Source organism: Schumannella sp. 10F1B-5-1 (assembly GCF_006517535.1).
GTDB lineage: Bacteria > Actinomycetota > Actinomycetes > Actinomycetales > Microbacteriaceae > Schumannella.
The window spans coordinates 20,721-45,685 of the sequence record NZ_VHQH01000002.1; the positions used below are offsets into that span (position 1 = coordinate 20,721).

At 73.6% G+C, this 24,965-nt stretch carries 23 protein-coding genes; 13 read left to right on the forward strand and 10 right to left on the reverse strand.

Features of this window, described 5'->3' with window-relative positions; genetic code table 11:
• Nucleotides 1-58 precede the first annotated feature (58 nt).
• Nucleotides 59-607, reverse strand: coding sequence for a sigma-70 family RNA polymerase sigma factor (locus FJ658_RS01705; RefSeq protein ID WP_141143664.1), 549 nt, complete (start codon nucleotides 605-607; stop codon nucleotides 59-61).
• A gap of 154 nt (nucleotides 608-761) precedes the next feature.
• The gene (locus tag FJ658_RS01710; protein ID WP_141143665.1) at nucleotides 762-2,765 is read right to left on the reverse strand and encodes an Hsp70 family protein; all 2,004 of its coding nucleotides are present in this window, start codon (nucleotides 2,763-2,765) and stop codon (nucleotides 762-764) included.
• A gap of 134 nt (nucleotides 2,766-2,899) precedes the next feature.
• On the opposite strand from FJ658_RS01710, the gene FJ658_RS01715 reads away from it, so the two are divergent.
• Nucleotides 2,900-3,565, forward strand: coding sequence for a response regulator transcription factor (locus tag FJ658_RS01715; protein ID WP_219995688.1), 666 nt, complete (start codon nucleotides 2,900-2,902; stop codon nucleotides 3,563-3,565).
• Nucleotides 3,562-5,313 carry a hypothetical protein gene (locus FJ658_RS01720; RefSeq protein WP_141143667.1) on the forward strand — a complete coding sequence of 584 codons (1,752 nt, stop codon included), beginning with the start codon at nucleotides 3,562-3,564 and terminating at the stop codon, nucleotides 5,311-5,313. The genes FJ658_RS01715 and FJ658_RS01720 overlap by 4 nt, the downstream gene beginning before the upstream one ends.
• A 21-nt stretch (nucleotides 5,314-5,334) precedes the next feature.
• Here the strand turns inward: FJ658_RS01720 and FJ658_RS01725 are convergent, their stop codons facing one another.
• The 4 genes from FJ658_RS01725 to FJ658_RS01740 all read right to left on the reverse strand — a co-directional run bounded on the left by FJ658_RS01725 (nucleotide 5,335) and on the right by FJ658_RS01740 (nucleotide 8,263).
• Nucleotides 5,335-6,282, reverse strand: coding sequence for a sensor histidine kinase (locus tag FJ658_RS01725; RefSeq protein ID WP_141143668.1), 948 nt, complete (start codon nucleotides 6,280-6,282; stop codon nucleotides 5,335-5,337).
• A 309-nt stretch (nucleotides 6,283-6,591) separates the two neighbouring features.
• On the reverse strand, nucleotides 6,592-6,984 hold the full coding sequence (locus FJ658_RS01730) for a CrcB family protein (protein WP_141143669.1): 393 nt from the start codon (nucleotides 6,982-6,984) through the stop codon (nucleotides 6,592-6,594).
• Entirely contained in the window at nucleotides 6,981-7,550 is a 570-nt protein-coding gene (locus FJ658_RS01735) for a CrcB family protein (RefSeq protein WP_370454744.1), read from the reverse strand. Before FJ658_RS01735 ends, FJ658_RS01730 begins: the two co-directional genes overlap by 4 nt.
• A 185-nt stretch (nucleotides 7,551-7,735) precedes the next feature.
• Nucleotides 7,736-8,263 (reverse strand): hypothetical protein, encoded by a 528-nt coding sequence (locus FJ658_RS01740; protein ID WP_370454745.1) that lies wholly within the window; start codon nucleotides 8,261-8,263, stop codon nucleotides 7,736-7,738.
• Nucleotides 8,264-8,340: 77 nt separating this feature from the next.
• Between FJ658_RS01740 and FJ658_RS01745 the strand changes: the two genes are divergently transcribed.
• Entirely contained in the window at nucleotides 8,341-9,207 is an 867-nt protein-coding gene (locus FJ658_RS01745) for a phosphotransferase (RefSeq protein WP_255447504.1), read from the forward strand.
• Here the strand turns inward: FJ658_RS01745 and FJ658_RS01750 are convergent.
• From FJ658_RS01750 to FJ658_RS01760, 3 genes are all read right to left on the reverse strand, one after another.
• On the reverse strand, nucleotides 9,204-9,953 hold the full coding sequence (locus tag FJ658_RS01750) for a metal-dependent transcriptional regulator (RefSeq protein WP_141143671.1): 750 nt from the start codon (nucleotides 9,951-9,953) through the stop codon (nucleotides 9,204-9,206). The two genes, FJ658_RS01745 and FJ658_RS01750, sit on opposite strands and share 4 nt — an antisense overlap.
• Nucleotides 9,950-11,335 (reverse strand): sodium:proton exchanger, encoded by a 1,386-nt coding sequence (locus FJ658_RS01755; RefSeq protein ID WP_141143672.1) that lies wholly within the window; start codon nucleotides 11,333-11,335, stop codon nucleotides 9,950-9,952. Before FJ658_RS01755 ends, FJ658_RS01750 begins: the two co-directional genes overlap by 4 nt.
• A gap of 176 nt (nucleotides 11,336-11,511) precedes the next feature.
• Entirely contained in the window at nucleotides 11,512-11,727 is a 216-nt protein-coding gene (locus FJ658_RS01760) for a hypothetical protein (RefSeq protein WP_141143673.1), read from the reverse strand.
• Between FJ658_RS01760 and FJ658_RS01765 the strand changes: the two genes are divergently transcribed.
• The 10 genes from FJ658_RS01765 to FJ658_RS15960 all read left to right on the forward strand — a co-directional run bounded on the left by FJ658_RS01765 (nucleotide 11,726) and on the right by FJ658_RS15960 (nucleotide 24,077).
• The gene (locus tag FJ658_RS01765) at nucleotides 11,726-13,615 is read left to right on the forward strand and encodes an MDR family MFS transporter (RefSeq protein ID WP_141143674.1); all 1,890 of its coding nucleotides are present in this window, start codon (nucleotides 11,726-11,728) and stop codon (nucleotides 13,613-13,615) included. The genes FJ658_RS01760 and FJ658_RS01765 overlap by 2 nt on opposite strands.
• A gap of 139 nt (nucleotides 13,616-13,754) precedes the next feature.
• The gene (locus FJ658_RS01770; RefSeq protein ID WP_141143675.1) at nucleotides 13,755-14,381 is read left to right on the forward strand and encodes a TetR/AcrR family transcriptional regulator; all 627 of its coding nucleotides are present in this window, start codon (nucleotides 13,755-13,757) and stop codon (nucleotides 14,379-14,381) included.
• Nucleotides 14,382-14,536: 155 nt separating this feature from the next.
• A complete protein-coding gene (locus FJ658_RS01775; RefSeq protein WP_141143676.1) occupies nucleotides 14,537-15,640 on the forward strand; it encodes a hypothetical protein in 1,104 nt (367 codons plus the stop codon).
• Nucleotides 15,641-15,818: 178 nt separating this feature from the next.
• Complete coding sequence (locus FJ658_RS01780) at nucleotides 15,819-16,016, forward strand: three-helix bundle dimerization domain-containing protein (RefSeq protein ID WP_141143677.1); 198 nt, start codon at nucleotides 15,819-15,821, stop codon at nucleotides 16,014-16,016.
• Between the two features lie 63 nt (nucleotides 16,017-16,079).
• The gene (locus FJ658_RS01785; protein WP_141143678.1) at nucleotides 16,080-17,414 is read left to right on the forward strand and encodes an APC family permease; all 1,335 of its coding nucleotides are present in this window, start codon (nucleotides 16,080-16,082) and stop codon (nucleotides 17,412-17,414) included.
• A 257-nt stretch (nucleotides 17,415-17,671) separates the two neighbouring features.
• Nucleotides 17,672-19,048, forward strand: a complete 1,377-nt coding sequence (locus tag FJ658_RS01790) for a glycosyltransferase (RefSeq protein ID WP_141143679.1) — start codon at nucleotides 17,672-17,674, stop codon at nucleotides 19,046-19,048.
• Complete coding sequence (locus tag FJ658_RS01795) at nucleotides 19,045-20,838, forward strand: right-handed parallel beta-helix repeat-containing protein (RefSeq protein ID WP_141143680.1); 1,794 nt, start codon at nucleotides 19,045-19,047, stop codon at nucleotides 20,836-20,838. Before FJ658_RS01790 ends, FJ658_RS01795 begins: the two co-directional genes overlap by 4 nt.
• The gene (locus FJ658_RS01800; RefSeq protein ID WP_141143681.1) at nucleotides 20,835-21,992 is read left to right on the forward strand and encodes a right-handed parallel beta-helix repeat-containing protein; all 1,158 of its coding nucleotides are present in this window, start codon (nucleotides 20,835-20,837) and stop codon (nucleotides 21,990-21,992) included. Before FJ658_RS01795 ends, FJ658_RS01800 begins: the two co-directional genes overlap by 4 nt.
• Before the next feature lie 174 nt (nucleotides 21,993-22,166).
• Nucleotides 22,167-23,468 carry a UDP-glucose/GDP-mannose dehydrogenase family protein gene (locus tag FJ658_RS01805; RefSeq protein ID WP_370454750.1) on the forward strand — a complete coding sequence of 434 codons (1,302 nt, stop codon included), beginning with the start codon at nucleotides 22,167-22,169 and terminating at the stop codon, nucleotides 23,466-23,468.
• A gap of 75 nt (nucleotides 23,469-23,543) precedes the next feature.
• Nucleotides 23,544-24,077: a hypothetical protein gene (locus tag FJ658_RS15960; protein WP_181408308.1), complete on the forward strand. Its 534-nt coding sequence runs from the start codon at nucleotides 23,544-23,546 to the stop codon at nucleotides 24,075-24,077.
• A gap of 109 nt (nucleotides 24,078-24,186) precedes the next feature.
• On the opposite strand, the gene FJ658_RS01815 is transcribed toward FJ658_RS15960, so the two are convergent.
• Nucleotides 24,187-24,963: a HEAT repeat domain-containing protein gene (locus FJ658_RS01815; RefSeq protein WP_255447505.1), complete on the reverse strand. Its 777-nt coding sequence runs from the start codon at nucleotides 24,961-24,963 to the stop codon at nucleotides 24,187-24,189.
• Nucleotides 24,964-24,965 lie beyond the last annotated feature (2 nt).

Below are 24,965 nucleotides of genomic sequence, written 5' to 3' on the forward strand. Positions count from 1 at the left end.
TGCCCGCCGGGCCGGAGCCGGGCGGGCATCGCCGAGGTACGCGGAAGAGCGGTGCGGATCAGGCGGCGAGATCCATCGACTGCGAGCGGATCGTGCGCAGCGCGTGGAAGACGCGGCTCTTGACGGTGCCGACCGGCACGCCGAGGCGCTCGGCGGCGGCCGCGGCCGTCTGGTCGGAGAGGTACACCTCGGTGAGCGTGCGGCGGTGCAGCTGCGAGACGTGCGCGAGCAGCTCGTCGACGAGCACGCGGTCCTCGACCTCGCGCGCGGTGTCGTCGATCGACGCGGCGCTCTCGGCGTCGAACTCCGACCAGGCGATCTCGGTGGGGCGGGAGCGGCGCGCGCGGTGCTGATCCATGGCGACGTTGTGGGCGACCCGCGTGAGCCAGCCGCGCACCGAGCCCTGGTCCTCGGTCAGGCGGTCGAGGTGACGCCAGGCGCGCAGCAGGGTCTCCTGCGCGACGTCTTCCGCCGCCGATCGGTCGCCGTTCATGAGCTGCGTCGCGTAGCGCACGAGGCCCTGGCGGTGCTCGGCGACGAGGGCGTCGAACGCCCTCGTGTCGCGGTTCGCGGTCGTGGTCGCGGTGGGTGCTGCGGTGATCGCCATGATCGAGTCCTTCCGTCGGTCGACGTCTGTCTCGATCGTCTGACCGCGCGAAGGCGCTGTCTCTGGGTTCATCCCCCCGCTCGGGCGGTCACCCCTGCCCCCCGAATGGGGGTATCCCTACCGGCCCTCGAACGGGGGTGATCCGGCCGCCGCGTCAGGTGCCGCAGCGCACCGCTCTCACGTCGGCGCCCGTGAGGTTCTCCCACCGGATGTCGGTGAACGTCAGGTCGAGATCGCCCGTGCTCAGGGCGAGGAAGGGCGTGTCGACCGAGCCGGGCTTGAGCCCCGACGCGGTGAAGCACTCGGCGGGGATGATGACGTGCTGGGTGGTGCCGGGCGGGAAGCCGTTGACGATGCTCGTCATGTCGACGGCCGCGCCGCAGGGGTATCCGCAGTGGACCGCGATCTCGAACTGCTCGGCGGCGCCGCTGTTGCGGGTCACGTCGAAGACGAGCGCGCCGTCGTCGGCCGCGATGTCGCTGAGGTCGATCGGCGTGCCGTCGGTCTGCGCGTAGGTCTGTGCGGGCCCGCCCTTCGCCCACACGGCCCGGAGTCCCGCATCCGACTGGGTCAGCGTGAGGTCCGGCCGCGACGCGGAGCCCTCGGCGAGCGAGGTGACGCCCCAGGTGCCGTTCGCGTCGTTCGACTGCACGAACCAGGCGAGCCCCGCGGTGGAGCTGCCGCTCGTGAAGATCGGCGAGGCGACGGTCGGCTTCGTGCCCGACTTGCCGTCGGCCCCGTCGGGCGCCGGCGATGCCGTCACGGTCGGCTCGGCGCTGACCGAGGCGCTGGGGCCGCTGGCCGGATTCGTCTGGGAGTTCGCGGCCTCGACGCCGCCGGCGCGACCCAGCACCGCAGCGACGACGATCGCGGCGACGATGACCGCGGCGAGGGCCGCGCCCAGCACGATCGCGGTGCCGCGGTGCAGCGTGAGGCGCCAGGGGGTGCGAGCGCTGTCGGAGGCGCGCGGCGCGGCCGCCGTGCCCGTCGATGACGCCGTCGACGCGGCTCGCACCGCACCGGCAGGCGCTCCGGTGGCGGCAGACGGCGCGACGCCCGCACCCGCACCCGCACCGACCACGGCGAGCTCCGCCTCCGGCGACGCGATGCCGCGCGCCCGCTCCGCCGCGCCCAGCGCGACGGTGAACTTGGGGTGGTGCGTGGCGGCGACGGGCCGCCCCAGCGCGGCCACCTCCTCGGCGACGAGCGGGATGCGCGACGACCCGCCCGCGAGGATCACCGTCGACACGGCCTCGGCGTCGATGCCGGCCGAGTCGATCGTGCGCAGCAGCGCGGCGACGGCGAGCCCGATCGAGGGACGGATGGCGCGCTCGAGATCGGCGCGCGTGAGGGTGATGGACTGATCGGCGTCGGCGAACGGCAGGAGCACCACCGTGTCCTCGCGCACCGACAGCGCCTCCTTGGCGCTCGTGCAGGCCTCGTCGATCGCGGCGAGCGTCGCCGCGTCGTCGGGCCGGGCGGCGTCGAGGGCCGAGATGCGGCCGCCGACGCGCTGGTCGAGCAGTCCGCGCACGGCGTCGTCGAAGTCGTCGCCGCCGAGGTGCTCCACGCCCTCGGGGCTGCCGAGCACCTCGAGCCCGTCGGCGCCGCGGCGCAGCACGGTGGCGTCGAAGGTGCGGCCGCCGAGGTCGAAGACGGCGACGATCGCCCCCTCGTCGAGCCCGCGGTCGCGGGAGACGTGGGTGGCCGTCGCGACGGGATCGGTGACGATCTCATCGACGGCGACGCCCGAGAGCGCGGCGATGTGGGAGAACTGCTCGCGGCGGTAGGGCCCCCAGGCGGCCGGGCAGGTGAGCACCACGCGGTCGGGCGCCTGCCCCTGCAGCTCGGTGAGCCGGGCGACGACATCGCGCAGCTGCGCGGCCATGAGCGCCTCGGGAGCGAAGCCCACCCCGCCGACGATGATCGGCGTCGGATCGCCGACGCGGCGCTTGAATCCGCGCACGAGCCGGGTCGGGTCGTCCTGGGCGGCGCGCAGGGCCGCCTGACCGGTGAGGATCGTGCCGTCGGCGGAGCAGAACGCCACCGAGGGCTCGACGAGCAGCGGCGAGAGCTGAGCGGCCCGGGTGCCGAGTTCGTCGCCGATCGCGACGGCGATCGAGGTCGTCCCGAGGTCAACGCCGATGGAATATCGCACGGAGCAGACGATAGACGACCGATGTTACGCGGGCGTACTCCCGTGGTAGCCGTGCACCGCCGCCGTAGGATGAGCTCGGCGTCCCGCTGCCGCGGGAGCGCGCGGCGGCCGAGAGATGCGGGGCTTCGATGCGGGTGGCGATCGCCGACGACGGCACGCTGTTCCGCGAGGGCCTCGTCATGCTGCTCGGCGCGGCCGGCCACGAGGTCGTCGCCGCGCACGACGACGGCGACCAGCTGCTGGCGACGCTGGGTGCGGAGCAGGTCGACATCGCCGTGCTCGACATCCGGATGCCGCCGGGCGAAGAGGGCGGCCTCACGACGGCGACGCGCATCCGGGCGCTGCACCCGCAGGTCGGGCTCCTGCTGCTGTCGCACTACGCCGAGTCGCACTACCTGCGCACGATGCTCGCGATCGGCACCGAGGGCATCGGATACCGGCTCAAGGAGCGCATCGCCGGGGTGCAGATGCTCAACGACACCCTGGAGCGCATCCTGGCTCGCGAGATCGTCATCGAGCCCGTGCTGGCGAGCCGGCTCGTCGAGATCGGCGAGCACCGGGATGACGCGATCGGCGGACTCGGCGAGCGCGAGCTCGACGTGCTGCGACTCATGGCCGAGGGCCGCGCGAACCGGTCGATCGCCGAGGAGCTGTTCGTGTCGGTGAAGGCCGTCGAGAAGCACGTGGCGTCGCTGTTCGTGAAGCTCGGCATCCCGGCCGACGCGACCATGCACCACCGCCGGGTGCTCGCGGTGCTCACCTACCTGCAGGCGCAGAAGGTCGACGGCAGCGGCCGATGACGACGCCGGCGGCGCCGCGCGAGGCGGCGGAGGTGCTCGCGTCGACGCCGCGCGAGGCGCTGCTGCCGGCACTGCTCGAGAACCTGGCGCGAGGTGTCGCCGCTCCCGACGGCACGGCGCCCCAGGTGCGCCTGCTGCGCACCTTCCCCGACGGCCACCACCAGCAGATCGCGGCCTGGCCGGACGACGGCGGCGCGGTCACGGTGCCTTGGGATGCGGTGGAGCGGCATCCGGTGCCCGGCATCGGCGTGCTCGAGATCCGGCCCGGCGCCGACCTCGGCACCGCGCGGCGCCGCCGCCTGCTCGACGAGACCTGCGTGTGGCTCGCCGCGACGGTGCGCGCGGCGCGGGCCATGCGCACGCTCGACCGCGCGCGACGCGAGGCCCTGCAGCGCGAGACCGAGGCGGAGCGGGCCGAGGTGCGCGCCGCGCGCGTGCGCGAGGGCGAGCGCATCCGGCTGGTCGAGACGATCACGACGGCGACCGTGCGCGACCTGGCGACGCTGCGGGCCCTGCTCGCGCGGCCGGCGGACGAGGTCGAGTGGCCGGCGATCCACGCGACGGCCGAGCAGCTCATCGACGACCTGCGCGACGCCGTGCGCGGCGTGTTCCCGGCGATGCTGCCCGACCGCGGCGCCGAGGAGACCCTGCGCGAGCTCGCCGCGGCGCTGCCGGTGCCGGTCGAGGTGACCGGCCACCTGGGCCGCCGGGCGGGATGGGACATCGAGTCGGGCTTCTACCACGCGGTCGCGGGCGCGCTCACGACGGTCGCGCGGGCGGGCGGGCGCGCGAGCCTGCGACTGCGGCGGGCGGATGCGCTGGTCGCGATCATCGGCGGCGCCCGGGAGCTCGACGCCGCCGACCTCGGGGATGCGCTCGTGGTCGACGCCGAGCGGATCGCCTCGCTCGGCGGCGAGCTCGTGGTGCGCCCGACCGGCGACTCCGTCGAGGTGGAGGTGACGATGCCCGACCGCAGCGAGGTGACCTCGCTGCCGGTCGGCAACCGGCAGATCGCGGCGCGCCCCGTGCACGGCCGGGTCGCGACCCTGGTCGAGGTCGCCGGTCTGCCCGCCGACGAGCTGGAGGCCTGCCGCGACGCGCTCGTCGCGCCGGTGACGCTGCTCGTCGTGCAGGGTCCGGTGCCCGCGCCGATGCCCGGCGTGCAGACGCTGCTGTGCGACGCGGCGCCCGATGTCGCGCTCGCGGCCGAGATCCGCGACCCCGACGGCCGCTGGGGCGATGTCGACGCCGTCGTCTGCGCGCTGACGCCGCGGCCGGGATTCGCCGAGGGGCTGCGCCCCGGGCAGCTGCTGTTCCGCGACGGCGTCGCTCCCGCGGAGGCCGTCGTGGCGCTCGCGGCGCGGGCGCCGGTGCTGGCCGCCCGCCGGGTGCTCGAGCGGCTCGCGGCGCGGGCGATCGACAAGGGCGCCGACGCGCTGCGCTGGCAGGTCGACGAGCTGCGGGCCGGAGCCCACGAGCTGGCCGAGGACGTGCTGCTCGACGAGGTGGCCCGCGGCGAGGCCCCGACGATCGTCGACGCCGCGGCGGCGCGGCTCGCGGGCGGCGAGGGCGGCGAGGCGCACGTGCGACTCGGGCTGCCCGTCGACGCCGACCCCGAGCGGATGCGGGACGCCGCGCTCGCGGCGCTCGCCCGGTGGCAGCAGGTCGCGACGGGGCCGGGCGGGGCCGCGCGCCGCCGGGTCGCCGAGGTGCTGGAGCGCAGCGCCGAGGGGCTGCTCGCGCGCTGAGCGCGCGGCGCGATCAGCCGATCAGTACGGCACGGCGGCGACGACGCGGGTGCCCTCCCCCGGCGCCGACCGCACCTCGAGGGTGCCGTCGATCGCCTCGATGCGGTGGGCGAGGTAGGCGAGCCCGCCGACGCCGTCGCCGACGACGAACCCGGGACCGTCATCCCGCACCTCGACGAGCGCCCGGCCCGAGTCGAGCCGGGCCTCGACGACGACGCGGGCGCCGGGCGCGTGCTTGTGCACGTTGCTCATGGCCTCGAGCGCGAGGTAGTACAGCGCCGACTCCACGGCGGGCATGAGCCTCGGGATGTCCGCCCGCACCTCCACGTCGGCTCCCGCGAGCGCGCTCAGCGCGCCCTGCAGCCCCGACGTCGCGAGCAGCTTCGGCAGCACGCCGCGCGCCGTCGCGATGAGCAGCTCCTCGGCGGCGTCGAGCTGCTCGCCGAGCGCCGCGAGCCGCGCCTCCGCGTCGGGTTCGTGCTGCAGGTGGTCGCCGAGGGCGATCGCCATGCGCAGGGCCACGAGATGGTGCTGCGCGCCGTCGTGCAGGTCGCGCTCGAGGCGCCGACGTTCGTGCTCCATGTCGGCGGACGCGCGCCACCGGGCGTCGTTTATGCGGCGGGTCGCCACCTGCTGCCGGCGCCGCGCATCCCAGGTGGAGTCCTCGGCGGCGTAGGGCGTGAGCAGCAGGAGCAGCGGCTGCCACGCCTCGGGCGAGGGCATCGCGTGCGCGGGCACGACGGTCGCGACGATGTCGGGATCGGTGCCGAGCACGAGCGTCGCCGCCACATCGTGCTGCTGCGGGTCGTGCACGCCCCAGGCGAGCGATTTGGTGCCCAGACTCAGCTCGCAGCGCGCCGCGCCGATCGCCTCGGCCGCGATCGCCAGCAGCGTCGACGGGGGCGGCGGGGTGTCGGAGACGGCGAGGGCTGCCGTGAGGGCGGCGCCGATCCGGTCCGCTTCGGGCATGCGCCGACGCTAGCAGTGGCGCCGCGGGCGACGCCGTGCGCGCCGACGACGCCGCCCGCGTTCCCCGATTCGGATGAGCGCGCTCACCGAGCCGCCATCGGGCTCGGCCCGTCTCCCCATCCGCAACGCGTGACCGCAGCCCCGAACAGCGATGCCGCGACCCGGCGCGCCGGTGGGCGATCCGCGGCCGGGTGGCACGTGGCGCCGCGTTCCGCGATTCGGATGAGGGCGCTCACCGAGCCCCGATCGGGCTCGACCCGTCTCCCCATCCGCAACGCGTGACCGCAGCCCCGAGCGGAAGCCTCCGCGTCAGCCCAGGCGACCGACCAGGATGCCGAGCACGCCCGCCGCGACGGCGACCACGAGCATCCCGAGCCCGTTGAGCGTCGCCGCGACCCAGCGCCGCGCCTGCAGCAGGCGCACCGTCTCGAAGCTCGCCGTGCTGAACGTCGTGTAGCCGCCCATCAAGCCGGTGCCGAGCGCGCTCACGAGCAGCGCCGGTGCGGCGTTCGCCGCGGCGAGGCCCGCGAGCAGTCCGAGGACGAACGAGCCCGTGACATTGATCACGAGCGTTCCGACGGGGAACGTCGACAGACCCGGGCTGCGCGCGCTGCGGCCGCGGATGAGGCCGTCGAGCGCGAGGCGGGCGGCGGCGCCGAGTCCGCCGCAGAGGGCGACGACGAGCAAGGTCACGACGGTCATGCGCCGGCCCCCCGCACAAGACGTCGAGCGAGCACGATGCCCACCGCCGACGCGGCCGCGCCGAGCACGAGCGTCGCGAGCGGATAGAGCAGCCCGAGCAGCGCATCCCCTACCAGCAGCAGCTTGGCGCTGTCGGCCGCGAGCGCGGAATAGGTCGTGTAGCCGCCGAGCACGCCCGTGCCGACCAGCAGTCGCACGCGGCGCCGGGCGCCCTCGTCGGGTCCGCGGCGCGCGAGCCCCTCGAGCAGCGCGCCGAGGAGGAGCGCCCCAGTGACGTTGATCAGCAGGATGCTCACCGGCAGTCCATCCGGACGCGGCAGCGCCAGATCGATCAGCTCGCGCACGAGCGTGCCGACCGTGCCGCCGGCCGCGACCAGCAGCAGCGACGCCGGGCGCAGGTGCACCGGCAGCGGGCGTCCGGTCGTCAGGTCGACGGCGTCCGTGTCGGGGTCGAGCGGCAGCTCGGGGGCGCTGTCGCGAGCGGCTGCCGAGTGCGCGAGCCGCGCATCCCGAGGCAGGTGGATGCGCCGCTCAGGTGCGCTGTCGTCGGGTCGGTTCTCGCTCACGGGTCTCCCATCTGCAGGCACGCTGATGTGCCGAGACAGGGACTGTTGTCGCATCGTGCGCGAGCACTCACGCGAGGTTCGGTTCCGGTGAGCCCCACCGCCGCAGCGCCGCACGGGATGCGCGGGCGCCGTCGGCAGTCTGCCACAGCGCGCGGTCGGGATGCGCGGGCGCGTGCCGCCGCCCGCTACCGCCGCGTCGACCAGAGCGCCCAGGCGATGAGCAGCGGCTGACCGAGCAGCCGCGCCGCGCGCTTGCCGTCGGTGTCGAGCCCGAAGGCCGAGCGCCGGTTCACCCACTGCGCGAGGTTGCCGGGGAACACCGCCGCGAAGAACAGCGCCGCGATCACGCCGAGGCGGCGGCGGTCGCGCCGCCCGCGTCCGAGCACGGCGAGCGCCGCCCCGAGTCCGATCTCGGCGACGCCCGACATGAGCACGACCTGGTCGCGGCTGAACCCGGTCGCCTCGGTGACGGTGTCAGGTACCTGGGCCTGGAAGTCCTTGCGCAGGAATGTGAGGTGCCCCACGCCCGCGAGCACGAGCGCCCCGCCGAGCGCGAGTCGGGCGAGGTGCCGCACGCGGCTCGGGCGCTCATCCTGCTCCGACGCGACGCCGTCGAGGCCGGCCGCCTCGACCTCGGCCGCCTCGACCTCGGCGATGTCGTCGCCGTCGGTGTGGTCGCGGTGGGTCCGGTTCGGGATGCGCGGCTCGCTCATCCCCTCACCCTCACCCGTCGCCGTGCTCGCCGCTCCGTTTCCCAGCCCACCGCCAGCGCCCTCGCTACGCTCGCCCCGTGGTCGACGACGCCGAGCAGCAGTCCGGCACGCCCCTGCCCGACGGTCTCCACCTGCCTGCCGAGCTCCCCCTCACCGGCGGCAACGCGAGCGCCGGCGTCGTGCGGCTCGGCGACACGGTGCGCAAGCCCTGGCTGCCGGGCACGCCGGCCGTGCACGAGCTGCTGCGCGTGCTCGCCACCGCAGACCCGGCGCTGCGACTCCCCGTGCCCGGCGAGCCGCCCCGGGATGCCACGGGGCGCCAGGTGCTCGCCTTCCTGCCCGGCGAGCTGGCGATGCTGCGCCCGCCGATGACGACGCCCGAACTGCACGGTGTCGGCGCGCTGATCCGCCGCATCCACGACGCGAGCCCGACCCCGGATCAGTGGATGTCGGCCGGGCGTCCCGACTTCGACCCGCCTCTGCTGCCGGCGCACGACCGCCACGGCGCCCCCGCAGCGCCCGACCTGATCGGGCACCACGACCTGGCCCCGTGGAATCTCGTCGTCGACGAGGGCGCCGACCCCGCACATCCGCGGTTCGCGTTCATCGACTGGAACGGCGCCGGCCCGACGACCCGCGCCTGGGAGCTCGCCTACGCGCTCCCCGCGTTCGCTGTCGCGGCGCCCGACTCGGAGCCGGCCGTGCTGGCTCCGCGCATGCGCGCCCTGCTCGACGGCTACGACGCCGCACCCGAGCTGCGCGGGATCGCCGTCGACCTGCTCGCCCCGCGCGCCGCCGCGATGCACGCCCTGCTCCGCGACGCCCACCGCGACGGCGTCGAGCCCTGGGGCTCGATGTTCGCCTCAGGCCACGGCGCCCACTGGCGCGGCGTCGCCGACCTGCTCGCCGCCCACCCCGACGAGTGGATGCGCGCCCTCGTCTAGAGAGGCAGAGCCCGGATCGAGTCGGCGGCCGTCGCGCTGAGCTCGAGCTCACCTCCCGCGTTCGCGGAACCGGCGCCGGCCGGACCCGTCGCAGCCCCGCCCGAGCCCGCAGCCCCGCCCGCGTGCCGCACCCGCATCGCCCCGCTCGCATCCATCGCCGTGACGACCACGAGCTCGGTGCCGACGGCGACGCCCTTCTCGCTCAGGTAGCGCAGCACCTCGGGGTGGCGGTCGGCGACGCGTACGACGCGCACGCGCACCCCCGATCCCACCGCCGCGAGCGTCGGCGCGTCGGCGAAGGGGATGCTGCCGTCGCGGCCCGGGATCGGGTCGCCGTGCGGGTCGGCGGCCGGGTGCCCGAGCTCGGCGTCCATCGCGTCGAGCACGAGGTCGCTCACGGCGTGCTCGAGGCGGTCGGCCTCGTCGTGCACCTCGTCCCACCCGAGTCCGAGGCGCTGCACGAGATAGGTCTCGATGATGCGATGCCGGCGCACGACCCGGGTCGCGATCGCGCGGCCCGCATCCGTCAGCTGGATCGAGCCGTAGGGCTCGTACTCGATGAGCGCGTCGCGGGCGAGCTTCTTGAGGTTCGCCGAGACCGTCGACGGGGTCACGCCGAGCCGCGCCGCGAGGTCGGTCGTGGTGGGCCGGTCACCCGGCCACTCGTAGGCCTTCCAGACGTTGGTGAGGTAGTCCTCCTCCATCCGGCTGGGCTCGCGGTCGAAGGCCGGCGCGTCGCTCGTCATCGATCGGATGCTACTGCCGACGTCGCCGGCGTCGACGCGCCGCCCGCCGCATCCACGCCGCTGTCGGCATCCGCGCCGCTGCCACCCGCTCCCGCCGCCCCACCGCCGCTCGCGGCCTGCCCCCGCCGGAACGGCGCCGCCAGCGTCGGCAGGATGTCACGGCGATGCACGATCAGCGCTCCGACGGCGATCACCAGGTGGATGACGCTCAGCACATAGCGCCCGCCCTCGTCGGCCACGAAGAACTGCACTGCGAACAGGCCGGCGAGCGCCGCCGCCGACCACCAGTGGAAGCGCAGGGCCAGGATGATCGCCACGCCCATCACCGTCTGGCTCGCGGTGAGCACGAACTCCTCGATCTGGCGCGCATCCAGCTCGAGAGCCCATCCGCCGCCGCCGAGCCCGTGAGCGACCGGCAGCGAGCCGACGAGCAGGCTCCACTGGTTGACCTTCGACGCGATCAGGGTGCCGATCGCGGCGCCGCCCATGCCGCGCAGCGCGAACATCGTCGCGACGATGAACTCGGGCGCCTCGGAGGCGAGCGGCGCGAGCCACTGCACGAGGAAGTAGCTGTCGATGCCGAGCGACGAGCCCGACGAGACGAGCGCCTCGGCGAAGGGCTCCGCCGAGCTCAGGATGATCGCGGCCGACACGACGAACAGGGCGATCACGGTCGCGCGGCGCGCGCGGGTCGGCATCTCGGCGATGAGCGCAGCCCCGCCGACGAACTCCTCGGTGCCAGCTCCCCCCTCACCGTCGTCGTCGCCGTGCGTCTGGCTCGCCCGCCAGAGGTAGAGGCCGAAGACGACCACGAGCAGCACGCCGAGCCAGATCGGGATGGTGCCGAGCAGCGGGATCGCGAACGCGGCGATCGCGAGCAGCGCCAGGAATCCGATGTCGAGGCGGTTCTCCTTCGGAAGTTCGAGGGCGTGGGATGCGCGGGGGTGCGCCATCGCGGATCCGCCCGTCGCTCCGGCCCCGAGCGCCGCCTTCGTCGTCATCCGCCGCGCGACCAGCAGCGCGACAATCACGACGAGCGGCCAGCCGAAGCCGAGCAGCAGCCGGTTCGACCCGGTCATGTTCGCGGCGGCGTACTGCGCGTACTCGGGCTCGGATCCGGAGCGGAAGGCGTAGAACAGGTCGACCGCGTACTCGGGCAGCACGGCGATGAAGGCGAGGATCGCGATCGCGAGCGCGCCCGAGATGTCCTTCTGGGCGGCCTCGGCGGCCCAGGCCAGGATGAACGCGGCCGCGACGACCGCGGCGCCGAAGACGAGCAGGTCGACGACCGGGTCGGGTCGGAAGCCGGTGATGCGGAACACGATCGCGGGGGCGGCGATCAGCAGGCAGAGCGCGATGCGGCGGATGAGCGCGGCAGGCATGAGGGATCCCTTTCCGGATGCGCACCATCCCGGCGTTCATCCTCAGCGACCCTGTCGCGACGGGATCGGGTGTGTCGACGCGTATCTCGGTGTTGGACGTCTCCAACACCCGTCGCCTTGATTTGCACTTGACGCAATCTTGCAGGCGCGTAATATTGCACCGCTTGCAAAAAGCCTCAGGGCTCGAACGCGAGCACCCCACTCCGCCAACGTCGGCGCCCCGGAACGCCGACCAGCGGATGCTGACGACGCGCCGGAGCGCCCCACTCGCGCTCCTCATCCACCGCGGCACCCGCCGCACCGCGTCGAAGGACCGAAACCGTGTCATCCACCACCGCGACCGCCTCGGCGTCGCCCGCATCGAGCCCCGCGTCCGGCGGATCGCCGATCATGACCCACCGGCAGATCCTGCTGGTCATCTACGGCCTCATGGCCGGCATGTTCCTGTCGTCGCTCGACCAGACCATCGTCGGCACGGCCATCCGCACCATCGGCGACGACCTGCACGGCCTCGACCAGCAGGCCTGGGTCACCACGGCCTACCTGATCACGTCGACCATCGCGACGCCGATCTACGGCAAGCTCAGCGACCTCTTCGGCCGTCGCCCGCTCTACATCTTCGGCATCGGCGTGTTCCTGGTCGGCTCGCTGCTGGCGACCTTCTCGACCTCGATGCTCGAGCTCGCCGGCTTCCGCGCGATCCAGGGCATCGGCGCGGGTGCGCTCATGTCGCTGCCGCTCGCGATCATGGGCGACATCCTCGCCCCGCGCGAGCGCGCCAAGTACCAGGGCTACTTCCTGGCGACCTTCGCGATCTCGAGCGTCATCGGCCCGCTCGTCGGCGGCCTGTTCGCCGGCGCGAGCCAGATCCTGTTCATCGACGGATGGCGCTGGGTCTTCCTGATCAACCTGCCGATCGGCATCATCGCGCTGGTCATGGTGCTCGCGTTCCTGCACCTGCCGAAGTTCGCCAAGCACGGCAAGCCGCGCATCGACTGGTGGGGCGCCACCGCGGTCATCGTCACCCTGGTGCCGCTGCTGCTGGTCGCCGAGCAGGGCCGCACCTGGGGCTGGACCTCGCCCGGCGCGATCGCCTGCTACGCCATCGGCGCCGTCGGCCTGGTCGCGTTCATCGTGATCGAGTCGCTCATGAAGGACGACGCGATCATCCCGCTGCGCCTCTTCCGCTCGGGCACCTTCTCGATGGCCACGATCATGGGCGTGCTGGTCGGCTTCGGGATGTTCGGCGTCATGCTCAGCGTGCCGCTCTACCTGCAGATCGTGATCGGCCTGTCGCCGACCGAGTCGGGCTTCGCGATGATCCCGATGGTCGCCGGGCTCATGACCGCGGCGATGGTGTCCGGCCAGATCATGTCGCGCACCGGCCACTACCGCATCTTCCCCACGACCGGCACGGCGTTCGCGTCGATCGGCTTCCTCATCCTGACCTTCATGACGGTCGACCGTCCGCTGTGGTTCCTGCTGATCGCGCTGTTCGTGATCGGACTCGGCCTCGGCCAGCTCATGCAGACGCTGACCCTGGCCAGCCAGAACTCCGTGGCGCCGCACCAGATGGGCGTCGCCACCAGCGCCTCCACGTTCTTCCGTCAGATCGGCGGAACGCTCGGCACGGCGATCATGCTCTCGGTGCTGTTCTCGGTGCTGCCGGGCAACATCGTCACGACCATGGAGAACAAGGCCACGCTCAGCAGCGCGCTGGATGCGGCCCTCGACCCCGCGGTCGCCGACAAGCCCGCGAACGCCGCCATCATGAAGCAGCTGTGGACGCCGATCGTCGACCCGATCCAGGCGAACATCCAGAAGCAGCTGGATGCCGCATCCGCTCAGGCCGCCGGCGCACCCGAGTCGGTGCTCGAGGGCATCGCCGACAAGGCGCACGCCAGCGTGATCGACGGCAGGATCGCGGTGGACTGGGCCGACGACGCGGAGCGCGCGTACTGGGTCGACCAGCTCACGCCCGAGATCTCGAAGCAGCTCGCGAAGAACGACTCGAACGCCTCGTCGGCGTCGAGCGACTCGACCAGCGACACCTCGTTCCTCACCGGAGCGGACGCGCGTCTCACGGCGCCGTTCCTGAAGGGCTTCAACGCCTCGACCGTGGTGATCTACTGGGTGGCCTTCGCCGACATGGTGCTGGCGTTCATCCTGTCGCTGTTCTTCAAGGCGCCGCCGCTGCGCAACCAGTCGGCGCTGCAGGAGCGCGCCGACAGCGCCGGCGTCACGCCGACCGGCACGATCCAGGTCGCCCAGCCGGCCTGAGCCGGTGCTGCCCGGTCGGCCTCGTGTCGACGGGGCAGCACGACCGGTCCGACCCGGCGGGGCGGCATCACGACACGGATGCCGCCCCGCCGGGGCCGGATCACCTAGCCTGACCCCCAGCCCGACCTCCCGAGAAGCCATGAGCAGCACCGACACCTCCCCCGCCGCCGCACCGGCCGCCGCGTCGCCCGGCGACGCCGCCGACTCCCTGCGCGAGCGCAAGAAGGCGCAGACGCGGCAGGCGATCCACGAGGCGGCGCTGCGGCTGATCGAGCAGCACGGCCTCGAGGCGACCACGATCGAGCAGATCTGCGCCGAGGCCGAGGTGTCGCCGCGCACCTTCTTCAACTACTTCCCGTCGAAGCCGGCCGCCGCGCTCGACCTGCCCGAGCGCATCATCGACCCCGGAACCCTCGACCGCTTCCGCGCCGCGACCGGCGACCTGGTGCCGGCGCTCTGCTCGCTCATCATCGACATGGGCGCCGCCGGGCCGAAGCGCGCCCGCATGAAGGAGCTCGTCATCCGCCGCCCCGAGCTGGTGCCGCCGCTGTCGCAGTGGATGACCGGCCTGCGCGGCGACCTCGTCGACCTCGCGGCCGAGCGCGCGGCGTCGCGCGAGCAGGCCGAGCTCGCGGTCACGCTCGTCATGGCCGCACTCGGCTTCGTGCTGCACCACGAGGAGCAGGACGACGACGCGCCCCTCGCCGTGCGGCTGCGCGCGGCGATCGACCGCCTCGTCGCGGTCAACACGGCGTCGCTGGCCTGAGCGGGCGCCGCGCATCCACGCCCCACGCCCTCGCCCGACGCCCCCGCTCGGCAGAGCCGGCCGCGCGCGCTGCCGAGATGTCGGAGATGTCTCGCCCGGGCGGCGTGTCCCGTGCATCTCCGACATCTCGCGGGAGCGCGGGCTAGCGTGACGGCGTGACCGACGCCCCCGCTCCCGAGCCCGCCGACCCGGGCGAGTGGGTGGATGCGGATACCCGCCGCTGGACGATGCCCCGCGACTTCCCCGAGCGCTCGCGCCGCGATCTCGTCTGGCTGAGTCGGCGTCGGCCCGAGGTCGTGCGTCCCTCGGCGGCGCTGCTGCTCGCGGTCGTCGTGCTGGCCGCGGCCGCGGGAGCACTCGGCGCCGTCACGATCGCGTGGTCGCTGCTCGGCATCGGCGTGCTGGTGGCGCTCGGCCTCGCCGCGAGCGTGTCGTCGACGCCGCGCGACTTCGATCCCTTCGCCGGATCGACCTATCTGCTGCGCTTCACGCCGACGAGCATCGTGATCACCGCGCCCGGGTCGACGCTCGAGCTCGACGTCGCCGGTCTGACGCGGGCGCGCACCCACGGCGAGGTCGCCGAGCTCGTGACGACCGTGCCCCGCGTCGCTCCGGTCGTGCCGGCGCCGCTGCTCGCGGGCGGAGCGCTCGCCCGGCTGCGCGCGGCGATCGAGCACGGCGGCGACGCGACGGCGGCACCCGCCGAGCCGTATCCGGTGACGCATCCGCTCGACGGCCTGCCGAGCGCGTTCCCGGTCGCCTCGACCCCGCCCGGCGGCCGGGGCGGCGCGTATGCCGCCGGTCGCGCCGCGCTGCGGTTCGCGACGAGTCCCGCGCCGCTCGTGATCGCCGGTGTCGCCGCGCTGCTGCTCGTGCTGCAGATCGCGACCGGCAGTCGCCTGCTCGGCGACTGGGCGCTGCCCTACGTGATCTTCTTCGCGGTCGCGCTGGCGGGAGCCGCCGGCGCCGCTGCGGTCGTCGGGCACCGGATGCGACGCACCGGCCTGGTCACCTCGGTGCAGCTGCAGAGCGATCGCCTCGCCATCCGCACGGGCCCGATCGCGCGCACGATCCCGCTGGCGTTCATCACCGCGGTGCAGCGCGGCGACGGGGTCGTGCTCGTCCGCTCGCGTCCGCACGGCGAGTGGCGCAGCCTTCCCGCCGAGCTGTTCCCGCCCGAGGTGCTCGCCGCGCTCGTGCTGCGTGTCGAGGGCCAGCAGGGCCGCGCGGCCGGCCCCGGCGCCGGTCGGGTCGAGTAGCCGGCGGGCCGCGCGCAGACGGGTGCGCGCACGGCCGGGCGGCGGGGTCGTACGGGGTTTCGGATGGAGCGGAGCGCCGACGCTCAGGACAGCTCTGGACTCGGGGTGATCCGCAACGCGCAACACCCCTCGCCGACCGCACGGAATCGCGTTCATCTCGGCGTGCCATGATGCGCGCATGACCACCGATTTCAATCGCGACGAGGCCATCAAGCAGGTGGCCGAGGGGCTGGCGAAGCGCTTCCCCGACCGTGACGCCGGAGAGCTGCAGCGGGTCGCGACCGAGGAGGTCGACAAGCTCGCGTCGCAGCCCGTCACCGACTACGTGATCGTGCTCGGCGAGCGCGCCGCGCGCAAGCGCCTCAAGGGCGACTGACCCGCTCCTCGAAGCCCCGATGCGTCGTGAACCGATCTCTCGCGACCGCGTCGTGACCCGCCGATGACCACCGCATCCGCCCCGCTCGCCCGCCGGCTGCGCCTCGGCGATGCCGTGCTCGTCGGGCTCGGCTCGATGATCGGCGCCGGCATCTTCGGCGTGTGGAGCCCGGTCGCGCGCACGGGCGTGGATGCGCCGCTCCTGCTCGTCGCCCTGATGCTGGCCGGCGCGGTCGCTCTGGCGAACGGGCTTTCGTCGGCGCAGCTCGCCGCGCAGTACCCGACCTCGGGCGGCGCCTATGTGCCGGCGCGCGAGCGGCTCGGCGCCTGGCCGGCGTTCCTCGCCGGGTGGTCGTTCGTGGTCGGCAAGACGGCAAGCTGTGCGGCGATGGCCGGCATCGCGGCGGCCTACGCGGTGCCGGAGGGGCCCTGGCGGCGTCCGCTCGCGGCGCTGATCGTGATCGCGGTGGTCGCGGTGAACCTGGGCGGAGTGACGCGCACGGCGCTGGCGGCGCGCATCCTGGTCGTCCCGGTGCTGCTCGTGCTGGTCGCCGTCGTCGTGGTGGCGGTCGCGAACGGGCCCGGCGCGGCGAGCGGCGGGCTGGTGACGACCGACGGCGCGGGGCAGGCCGTGGTCTACGTGGGCGGGATCCTCGACCCGGCGACCGCGGGCGAGCCCGGGCCCTTCCCGCTGCTGTCGGCGGCGGGACTGCTGTTCTTCGCCTTCGCGGGCTACGCCCGCATCACGACGCTGGGCGAGGAGGTCGTCGACCCGCGGCGCACGATCCCCCGCGCCGTCGTGATCGCGCTGGCGGTCGTGATCGCGCTGTACGCGGCCGTCGCGGTAGCCCTGCCGCTCGCGCTGACGCCATTCGGGATGCTCACGCGCGACCAGCCGCTGGCTGCCGCAGTGGCCCCGCTCGGCGCGGCGGCGCCGGTCGTGGTGTCGATCGCGGCGCTGCTCGCGTGTCTCGGCGCGCTGCTCTCGCTGCTCGCCGGCGTGAGCCGCACGGCACTCGCGATGGCCCGCACCGGCGACCTGCCGCATCCGCTCGCCCGGGTGGATGCGCGCCGCTCGGTTCCCTGGGCGTCCGAGCTGGCCGTGGGCGCCGTCGTCGTGGTGCTGGTGCTGACGGTCGATCTGGGCGCGGTGATCGGGGTGTCGTCGTTCGCGGTGCTGCTCTACTACCTCGTCGCGAACCTCGCGGCGCTGACGCAGAGCGCGGGCGATCGTCTGGTGCCGCGCGCGGTGTCGGCGCTCGGCGCGATCGGCTGCCTGATGCTCGCTCTCACGCTGCCGTCCGTGTCGGTGATCGGCGGACTCGTGGTGCTCGCGGTCGGCGCGGGCGGCCGTCTGCTGGCCGGGGCCGTGGCTCGGGCGCGGCGCCCCCGTGCATGAAAGTGCCGTAATGCAGGGGCGGGATGCGGGGCGCGCGACGGCAACGCAGAACGTGCTCTGACCAGGGATTACGTCGCGAGAACGCCGCTGCACGCCACTCCTGACCAGCGCTGAGAGAACCCCGGACGCGACACCAGCCGCGCCCCGTCCGTCCCTACCTTCATCCCCATCGCAGAAGCGACGCACGAGCGACCGACGCAGCAACTACCGCAGCGACCAGCGCAGCGACCCGCAGCCGACACCGGGGGGATGATCGGATGGACCTCCAGCACATCTGGAACGGCATCGCCGGGGGTCTCGGCCTGTTCATCGACGGGCTCGGAACCGTCTTCAGCGACATCCGCCCGTTCATCCCGATGGCGATCGCCGGCACGATCGTGTGGAGCATCTGGTTCGTGCGCTTCGTCATGTCGCACAGCGCGAAGCCGATCGTGACCGACTTCCGCACCACGACCTCGATCGTGGTGCCGAGCTATCACGAGGATCCGGCGATCCTGCTCGACTGCCTCGAGACCTGGCGGGCGCAGGACCCGACCGAGATCATCGTGGTGCTCGACGTGGCCGACCTCGAGGCCTACGACCGCATCACCGAGCTGGGGGATGCGCGCATCCAGCCCCTGCTCTATGAGCACGTGGGCAAGCGCTCGGCGCTGGGCGTCGGCATCCGCCGCGCCACGGGCGAGGTGCTCGTGCTGGTCGACAGCGACACCCGCTGGACGCCGGGACTGCTCGAGGCCGTGCAGATGCCCTTCGACGACCCCGAGGTCGGCGGGGTGAGCACGCAGCAGAACGTGTTCCAGCGCGAGACCAGCGTGTGGCGCCGCATCGCCGACTGGATGGTGAACCTGCGCTACGCCGACTACGTGCCCGCGCAGGGCAAGGCCGGCGCGGTCGCCTGCCTCTCGGGTCGCACCGCCGCCTACCGCCGCGCGGCCGTGCTGCCGGTGCTCGACCGGCTCGAGAACGAGTTCTTCCTCGGCACCCGCTGCATCGCGGGCGACGACGGCCGCCTCACCTGGCTGGTGCTGGCATCCGGCTACAAGACCGTGCACCAGTCGTCGGCGAAGGCGCTGTCGATGTTCCCGGCGACGTTCCGCGCCTTCGTGAAGCAGCGCGTGCGCTGGAGCCGCAACTCCTTCCGCTGCTACCTGACGGCGATCTTCAAGGGCTGGCTGTTCCGCCAGCCGATCATCACCCAGCTCACCGTGCTGCAGATCCTGCTCACCCCGGTGACGATGGGGATGAGCCTGACCTACCTCTTCTTCTCGCGCCTCGATCTGACCCCGATCGGCATCGCGATCACGCTCGGCTGGGTGCTGCTGGGTCGCGGCATCCGCGGCATCTCGCACCTGCGCCGGCACCCGCGCGATCTGCTGCTGCTGCCGCTGATGACGCTGACCGTCATCCTCGTGGCGCTGCCGATCAAGGCGTGGGCCTTCGTGACCATGAACAAGCAGGGCTGGCTGACCCGCAAGGCGGGCCAGATCGGCGGCGACGGGCAGGACTCGGCGAGCCTCGAGACCGGCGTGGATGCGGCGAGCGCCGCCGCGACGCCGGGCACCGGGCATGCCGGGGCCGGCGCCGGGCCCGACGCCGACGCCCCCGCCCGCGAGCCCGAGGCGGTGCACGCATGAGAAGCCGATCCCGCTCCCTCGCCCGCACGCTGGCGATCGTCGTGGCCGTCGGGGCCGTGGTGGTCACCGTGGCCGGCATCGCCGGACCTCCGATCGTGGGGCTGATCGCGCATCCCGCGACGCAGCGCGACATGCCATCGGCGGCGCCCGTTCCGGGCCGCGCCTACACGGGCGACCCGGCCAACGAGGCCGCGCTCGTGCGGCACGAGAGCGAGCGCACGATCGACGCGCAGTCGGCGGCCTCGGCCGCGGCCGGGCGCAAGGTCGACGTGACCCGCTCGTTCCGCGTGCTGACCGACGGCCGGCCGACGCTCGTGCTGCCGGGCCGCGCGACCCCGTACTCGATGGGCGAGCTCGCCGCGGGCGCTCCCGACTCGGTGCGGGATGCGGGCGGCGGCGCCTTGGACGTGGTCGAGCACGTGCTCGTCAGCCGCGGCGCGACGCTGCAGCTGCAGCCCGGCCAGACCGTTCGCCTCGCGAGCGACGCGAGCGGCTTCACCAGCATCACGGTCGCCGGCGGCACGCTCACCGGAACGGGAACCGCCGACGCCCGCATCGTGATCGAGAGCTGGGATGCGGCGGCCGGCGCCGTCGACTCGGCCACCGCCGACGGGCGCGCCTACGTGCGCGGCAACGGCGGGGCGATCCAGCTCGCGAACGCCGACGTGACCGCGCTCGGCTTCTGGAGCGGACCGACGGGCGGCCTCGCCGCCACGGCGGGAACCGGATCGAGCAGCGCGCTCAACCAGATCGGCTCCTCGTCGGCGGGCACCCCCTCCGTGTCGATCGCGCCGACCGGCGGCGCCACCGCGGCGCTGAGCCTCGACGGCGTGACCGTCGACGGCAACGCCTACGGCGTCTATGTCGACAGCCTGGCCGGCGCATCCATCACCGGCAGCACCGTGAAGAACAGCCTCGTCGACGGCATCTACCTCAAGACCGCCACGGACGCGAAGATCACCTCGACGACCGTGAGCGGCAACGCGATCGACGGCCTCGTCGCGGCCGACGCCTCGTCGCGCCTCGCCGTCAGCAAGCTCACCGCCCAGAAGAACGCCCGCAACGGCGTGACGATCGACGGCCGCGCCGCCGAAGACGGCCCCAACCCGAGCGGCGACTCGGTCAAGGGCGCCGTGCAGGCCGCGACCATCAGCGCCTCGAAGATCATCGACAACGCCCGCTACGGCGTCGACATCCTCGGCGGATCGCGCACGACCGTCGCCGAGTCCACGATCTCGGGCGGGCTCATGGGCGTCACGATCCGCGACGGCGCCGCCAGCACGTCCGTCGAGAAGTCCGCGATCAGCGGGCAGCGTCAGCACGCGATCGCCGTGCTCGACGACACCCGCGGCGGCGAGCTCACCGGCAACCGCATCGACGACGCCTCGATCGGCATCTACGTGCGCAACGCCGGGGCCGTCGTGCGCGAGAACCGCATCACGGATGCGCCGGTCGACGCCATCGCGCTCGTCGGCACCCTCGCGGGCACCCGCGTGACCGACAACACCATCTCGGGCACCGGCGCCGGCGCGATCGACACCGACCGGGCGATCGACCCCCGCGTCGAGAACAACCTCATCGACGGCTGGGTCGCCAGCCAGTCGCTCAACCGCGTGATCGCGGGCATCTTCAGTCCGCTCACCGTGATCTGGTCGGCGGTGCTCGCGCTCGTCGCCTTCGCGGTGATCTACCGCCTCGGCGCCCCGGAGCGCCGCCGGCAGCACGCCCCACTCCAGCAGTTCAGCCGCGGGGTCTTCACCCGCGAAGCCGCAGGGAGCCTGAAGTCATGAGCACGAAGAAGACCAGCAGCGCGAAGACCAGCACCACGAAGAGGACCGTCGTCACCGCCTCGGTCGTGGCCGTCGCCGTCGCCGCGCTCATCAGCGGCGCCGCGGTCGCCGTCGGGCAGAGCTCGGCCGGCGCCGAGGAGCGAGCCGGCGCGGGCGGCACGAGCGCCGGCAGCGGCACGAGCGGCAGCGCCTCTCCGAAGGCCAGCGCCAGCGCATCCACCGCCCCCGGCGCCGCCGCGGGATCGGCCGCCGCCACGGTCTCCGCCGCCTGCGCGAAGCCGACCACGACCGTCTCCTCGGCATCGGCCCTGACCAAGGCGCTGAAGTCGGCGAAGGCCGGCACGGTCATCCGCCTGAAGGACGGCACCTACAAGGGCGAGTTCGACGTGAAGGCCGACGGCACCACCGCCAAGCCGATCGCGATCTGCGGCACGAGCAAGGCCAAGGTCGGCACGGGCAGCACGAGCGACGGCTACGGCATCCACATCGACGGCGCCGACGACGTCGTGCTCGACGGCTTCACCGTCACCACCTCGCAGAAGGGCGTCATGATCGACGACGCCCAGCGCGCCACCGTGCGCGGGCTGACCGTGAGCGGCATCGGCGACGAGGCCATCCACGTGCGCGAGAACAGCTCCGACGCGCGCATCCTCGGCAACACGATCTCGAGCACCGGCAAGCGCAAGGCCGACTACGGCGAGGGCATCTACGTCGGCAGCGCCGAGTCGAACTGGGGCGACGTGACCGACGGCGAGCCCGACCGCAGCGATCGCGCGCTGATCGAGGGCAACCGCATCAGCCGCACCACCGCCGAGGCGATCGACGTCAAGGAGGGCACGACGGGCGGCACGATCCGCGGCAACACCTTCGACGGCACCGGGATGACCGCGGCCGACTCCTGGGTCGACATCAAGGGCAACGACTGGACCATCACGGGCAACGTCGGCACCGGCTCGCCCGAAGACGGCTTCCAGACCCACGAGATCGTCGACGGCTGGGGCACCGGCAACGTGTTCTCGGCCAACCGCTCCGACGTCGACGGCTCGGGATACGCCATCAACCTGACGAAGAAGCTCGGCAACGTCGTCACCTGCGACAACAGCGCGACGGATGCCGGCAAGGGGCTGTCGAACACCGACTGCACGCCGCGCTGAGCCGCCCCCACCACCCCACCCATCCGCACCCCTCAACCCGGCTGAAAGGAACGAACCGTGAAGATCACGAATGACGACACGCAGGTCGCCGCCCTCACGAACGCGGCGGCATCGACGGCACCGAAGATCACGGTCGTCGGAACCGGCTACCTCGGAGCGACCCATGCGATCTGCATGGCGATCCTCGGCTACGACGTGCTCGGCGTGGATGTGGACGAGGGCAAGGTGCGCCAGCTCAACGACGGCGCCGTGCCGTTCTTCGAGCCCGGGCTGCCCGAGAAGCTGGCCGAGGCGCAGGCCTCGGGCCGCATCCGCTTCACGACCGACTTCGACGCCGCCGCCGAGCACGGCGACGTGCACTTCATCTGCGTCGGCACCCCGCAGAAGCGCGACAGCTACGCCGCCGACCTGCGCTTCGTCGACTCCGCTGTGCGCGAGATCGCGTCGCGCATCCACGGCGAGGCCCTCATCGTCGGCAAGTCGACCGTGCCCGTCGGCACGGCCGCCGACCTCGCCGAGCTCGCCGACGAGGTGAGCCCCGCGGATGCGCGCATCGAGGTCGCCTGGAACCCCGAGTTCCTGCGCGAGGGCTACGCCGTCGACGACACCCTGCACCCCGACCGCCTCGTGTTCGGGGTCGCGTCGGAGCGGGCCGAGAAGCTGCTGCGCCAGGTGTTCAGCCCGATCGTCGACGAGGGCGTACCGGTGCTCGTGACCGACATCCCGACCGCCGAGCTGGTGAAGGTGGCGGCGAACTCGTTCCTCGCCACCAAGATCAGCTACATCAACGCGATGGCCGAGGTGTGCGAGGCCACCGGCGCCGACGTCGACTCGCTGTCGGCGGCGCTCGGACTCGACGACCGCATCGGATCGCGCTTCCTCAAGCCGGGCCTCGGCTTCGGCGGCGGATGCCTGCCGAAGGACATCCGCGCCTTCCGCGCCCGCGCCGAGGAGCTCGGCGTCGGCGACGCGGTCGCGTTCCTCGCCGAGGTGGATGCGATCAACATCCGCCGCCGCACCCGCACGGTCGACCTCATCCGCGAGCTCGCCGGCGGCGACCTGAGCGGCGTGCACGTCGCCGCGCTCGGCGCCGCGTTCAAGCCCAACAGCGACGACGTGCGGGATGCACCCGCCCTCGACGTGGCGCGCCTGCTCTACCTCGAGGGCGCCCGCGTGACGGTCTACGACCCTGAGGCGAACGAGAACGCGCACCGCCTCTACCCCGACCTCGACTACGCCGAGTCGCTCGACGCGGCCGTCGCCGAGGCCGACGTGGTCGCGCTGCTCACCGAATGGGACGAGTTCCGCGAGGCCTCGCCCGCGTCGCTGGAGGAGGCCGGCGCGCATCCGCGCATGGTCGACGCGCGCGACGTGCTCGACCAGCAGGCCTACGTGGCAGCCGGCTGGGAGTTCCGCGCCCTCGGTCGACCTGCGCCGCAGTCTGTGGATGACGCGGCACGGGTGCCCGCCCTCTGATCGAACCTCCGTGACTCACCATCACCGACCCAGCGGGCTCCCGAGGGGGGTCCGCGCGAAAGGATCAGGATTCCGATGAAGACCATCCCGGCAGCCATCGCCGTCGGAGCTCTCGCCATCGTGGGAGCCGGAACCGCGATGCAGCTCAGCTCCGGCACTCATGACGACGCGACCCGCACGCTCAAGGGCTCGGCGATCGAGGTGACCGAGTCGGCGCCGACGGCCACCCCGTCGCCCGCCGCCCCGCTCCCGGTCGTCGCGCCGTCGACCCCGCCGGCCGAGGCGCCCGCCGCATCCGGCGGAACGACCGTCAACCCAGCTCCGGCCAAGAAGGTCGTGACGCCGGCTCCGGCGCCGGCTCCGGCTGCCCCGGCACCCGCGCCGGCCGCGCCCGCCCCGGCTCCTGCGCCTCCGCAGAACGGCGGAAGCGGCGGATGGGGCGGCGGCCACGACGACGACCACGATGACCACGGCGGCTGGAACGGCGGCGGTCACGACAACGGCCACGGTGGAGGCGGCGGCAACTGGGGCGGCGGAGGCGGCCACGGTGGAGGCGGCGGCGACCACGGCGGTGGCGGCGGATGGGGCGGCGGCGGTCGCGGCCGCTGATCGTCGACGCAACTCAGGAGAATCCGGTCGATCCGGCCCGTTCGAGGGCAGATCGGCCGGATTCTCCTGAGTTGCGGTGCGCTCAGCGGTTCACGCCGGGCCGGCCGGGTCAGTCGGGGTCGGTCGACGCCTGGCCGTCGGGCGCGTCTGGTGCGTCCGGCGCAGCCGGGGCAGCCCCGAGCGCGACGAGACGCCGCGCCTCGGCGAGGGCGTCGTCGAAGTCGGCGTCGGGATGCGCGATCAGGTGCGTCGTCGCCAGCGCGTGCGTACGCGCATCCAGACCTGAGGTCGCCGCGACTCGCGCGAGCACCGGCTCGGCCGCCTCGTCGAGCATCGCGAGGGCGCGGCTCAGGCTGCGGCGTCGGCTCCGCTCGCCGCGGCCGAGTTCGGTCGCGAGCTCCTCGGCGAGCGCCGCGCGCTCGTGCTCGTCGGGCGGCACGAGTCCCGCGGCCGTGCGCCAGGCCGCCCGCGCGACCTCGTCGTCGGCGTCGTGCAGCAGCGCCGGAGTGATCGCCGGCCAGGCGCGCGCATCCCCGATCTTCGACAGCGTGTGCAGCGCCTGGCTGCGCGCCTGCGCGACCGGCGACGACAGCTCGTGCACGACGCGCTCGACCGTCAGGTCGGGGTCGTGCCGCGTGAGCGCCCAGGTCAGCATGTCGCGCACGAAGAAGTCGGGCTCGACGGCGCAGTGCTCGACCAGCGCGTCGACATAGCTCGCGTCGGGCCGCGACCCGGCGGTCATCGCCGACTGCAGGCGCGTGGATGCGTCGCCCCGCGCCAGGGCTGCGGCGAGCCGCTCGGCCGGGGTCGACGCCGGCGTCGGGTCGCGCCTCGCGTCGGGCGTCGGCTCGTCTGCTGTCGACTCGGACATCGGCGGCGTGGTCATGT

Bases quoted from the DNA above. Each gene is read 5' to 3' on its own strand.
- FJ658_RS01705 (WP_141143664.1), bottom strand. From the start codon at position 607: ATGGCGATCACCGCAGCACCCACCGCGACCACGACCGCGAACCGCGAC.
- FJ658_RS01720 (WP_141143667.1), top strand. From the start codon at position 3,562: ATGACGACGCCGGCGGCGCCGCGCGAGGCGGCGGAGGTGCTCGCGTCG.
- FJ658_RS01725 (WP_141143668.1), bottom strand. From the start codon at position 6,282: ATGCCCGAAGCGGACCGGATCGGCGCCGCCCTCACGGCAGCCCTCGCC.
- FJ658_RS01730 (WP_141143669.1), bottom strand. From the start codon at position 6,984: ATGACCGTCGTGACCTTGCTCGTCGTCGCCCTCTGCGGCGGACTCGGC.
- FJ658_RS01740 (WP_370454745.1), bottom strand. From the start codon at position 8,263: ATGAGCGAGCCGCGCATCCCGAACCGGACCCACCGCGACCACACCGAC.
- FJ658_RS01750 (WP_141143671.1), bottom strand. From the start codon at position 9,953: ATGACGAGCGACGCGCCGGCCTTCGACCGCGAGCCCAGCCGGATGGAG.
- FJ658_RS01755 (WP_141143672.1), bottom strand. From the start codon at position 11,335: ATGCCTGCCGCGCTCATCCGCCGCATCGCGCTCTGCCTGCTGATCGCC.
- FJ658_RS01765 (WP_141143674.1), top strand. From the start codon at position 11,726: ATGACCCACCGGCAGATCCTGCTGGTCATCTACGGCCTCATGGCCGGC.
- FJ658_RS01760 (WP_141143673.1), bottom strand. From the start codon at position 11,727: ATGATCGGCGATCCGCCGGACGCGGGGCTCGATGCGGGCGACGCCGAG.
- FJ658_RS01770 (WP_141143675.1), top strand. From the start codon at position 13,755: ATGAGCAGCACCGACACCTCCCCCGCCGCCGCACCGGCCGCCGCGTCG.
- FJ658_RS01780 (WP_141143677.1), top strand. From the start codon at position 15,819: ATGACCACCGATTTCAATCGCGACGAGGCCATCAAGCAGGTGGCCGAG.
- FJ658_RS01785 (WP_141143678.1), top strand. From the start codon at position 16,080: ATGACCACCGCATCCGCCCCGCTCGCCCGCCGGCTGCGCCTCGGCGAT.
- FJ658_RS01790 (WP_141143679.1), top strand. From the start codon at position 17,672: ATGGACCTCCAGCACATCTGGAACGGCATCGCCGGGGGTCTCGGCCTG.
- FJ658_RS01795 (WP_141143680.1), top strand. From the start codon at position 19,045: ATGAGAAGCCGATCCCGCTCCCTCGCCCGCACGCTGGCGATCGTCGTG.
- FJ658_RS01800 (WP_141143681.1), top strand. From the start codon at position 20,835: ATGAGCACGAAGAAGACCAGCAGCGCGAAGACCAGCACCACGAAGAGG.
- FJ658_RS01805 (WP_370454750.1), top strand. From the start codon at position 22,167: ATGGCGATCCTCGGCTACGACGTGCTCGGCGTGGATGTGGACGAGGGC.
- FJ658_RS15960 (WP_181408308.1), top strand. From the start codon at position 23,544: ATGAAGACCATCCCGGCAGCCATCGCCGTCGGAGCTCTCGCCATCGTG.
- FJ658_RS01815 (WP_255447505.1), bottom strand. From the start codon at position 24,963: ATGACCACGCCGCCGATGTCCGAGTCGACAGCAGACGAGCCGACGCCC.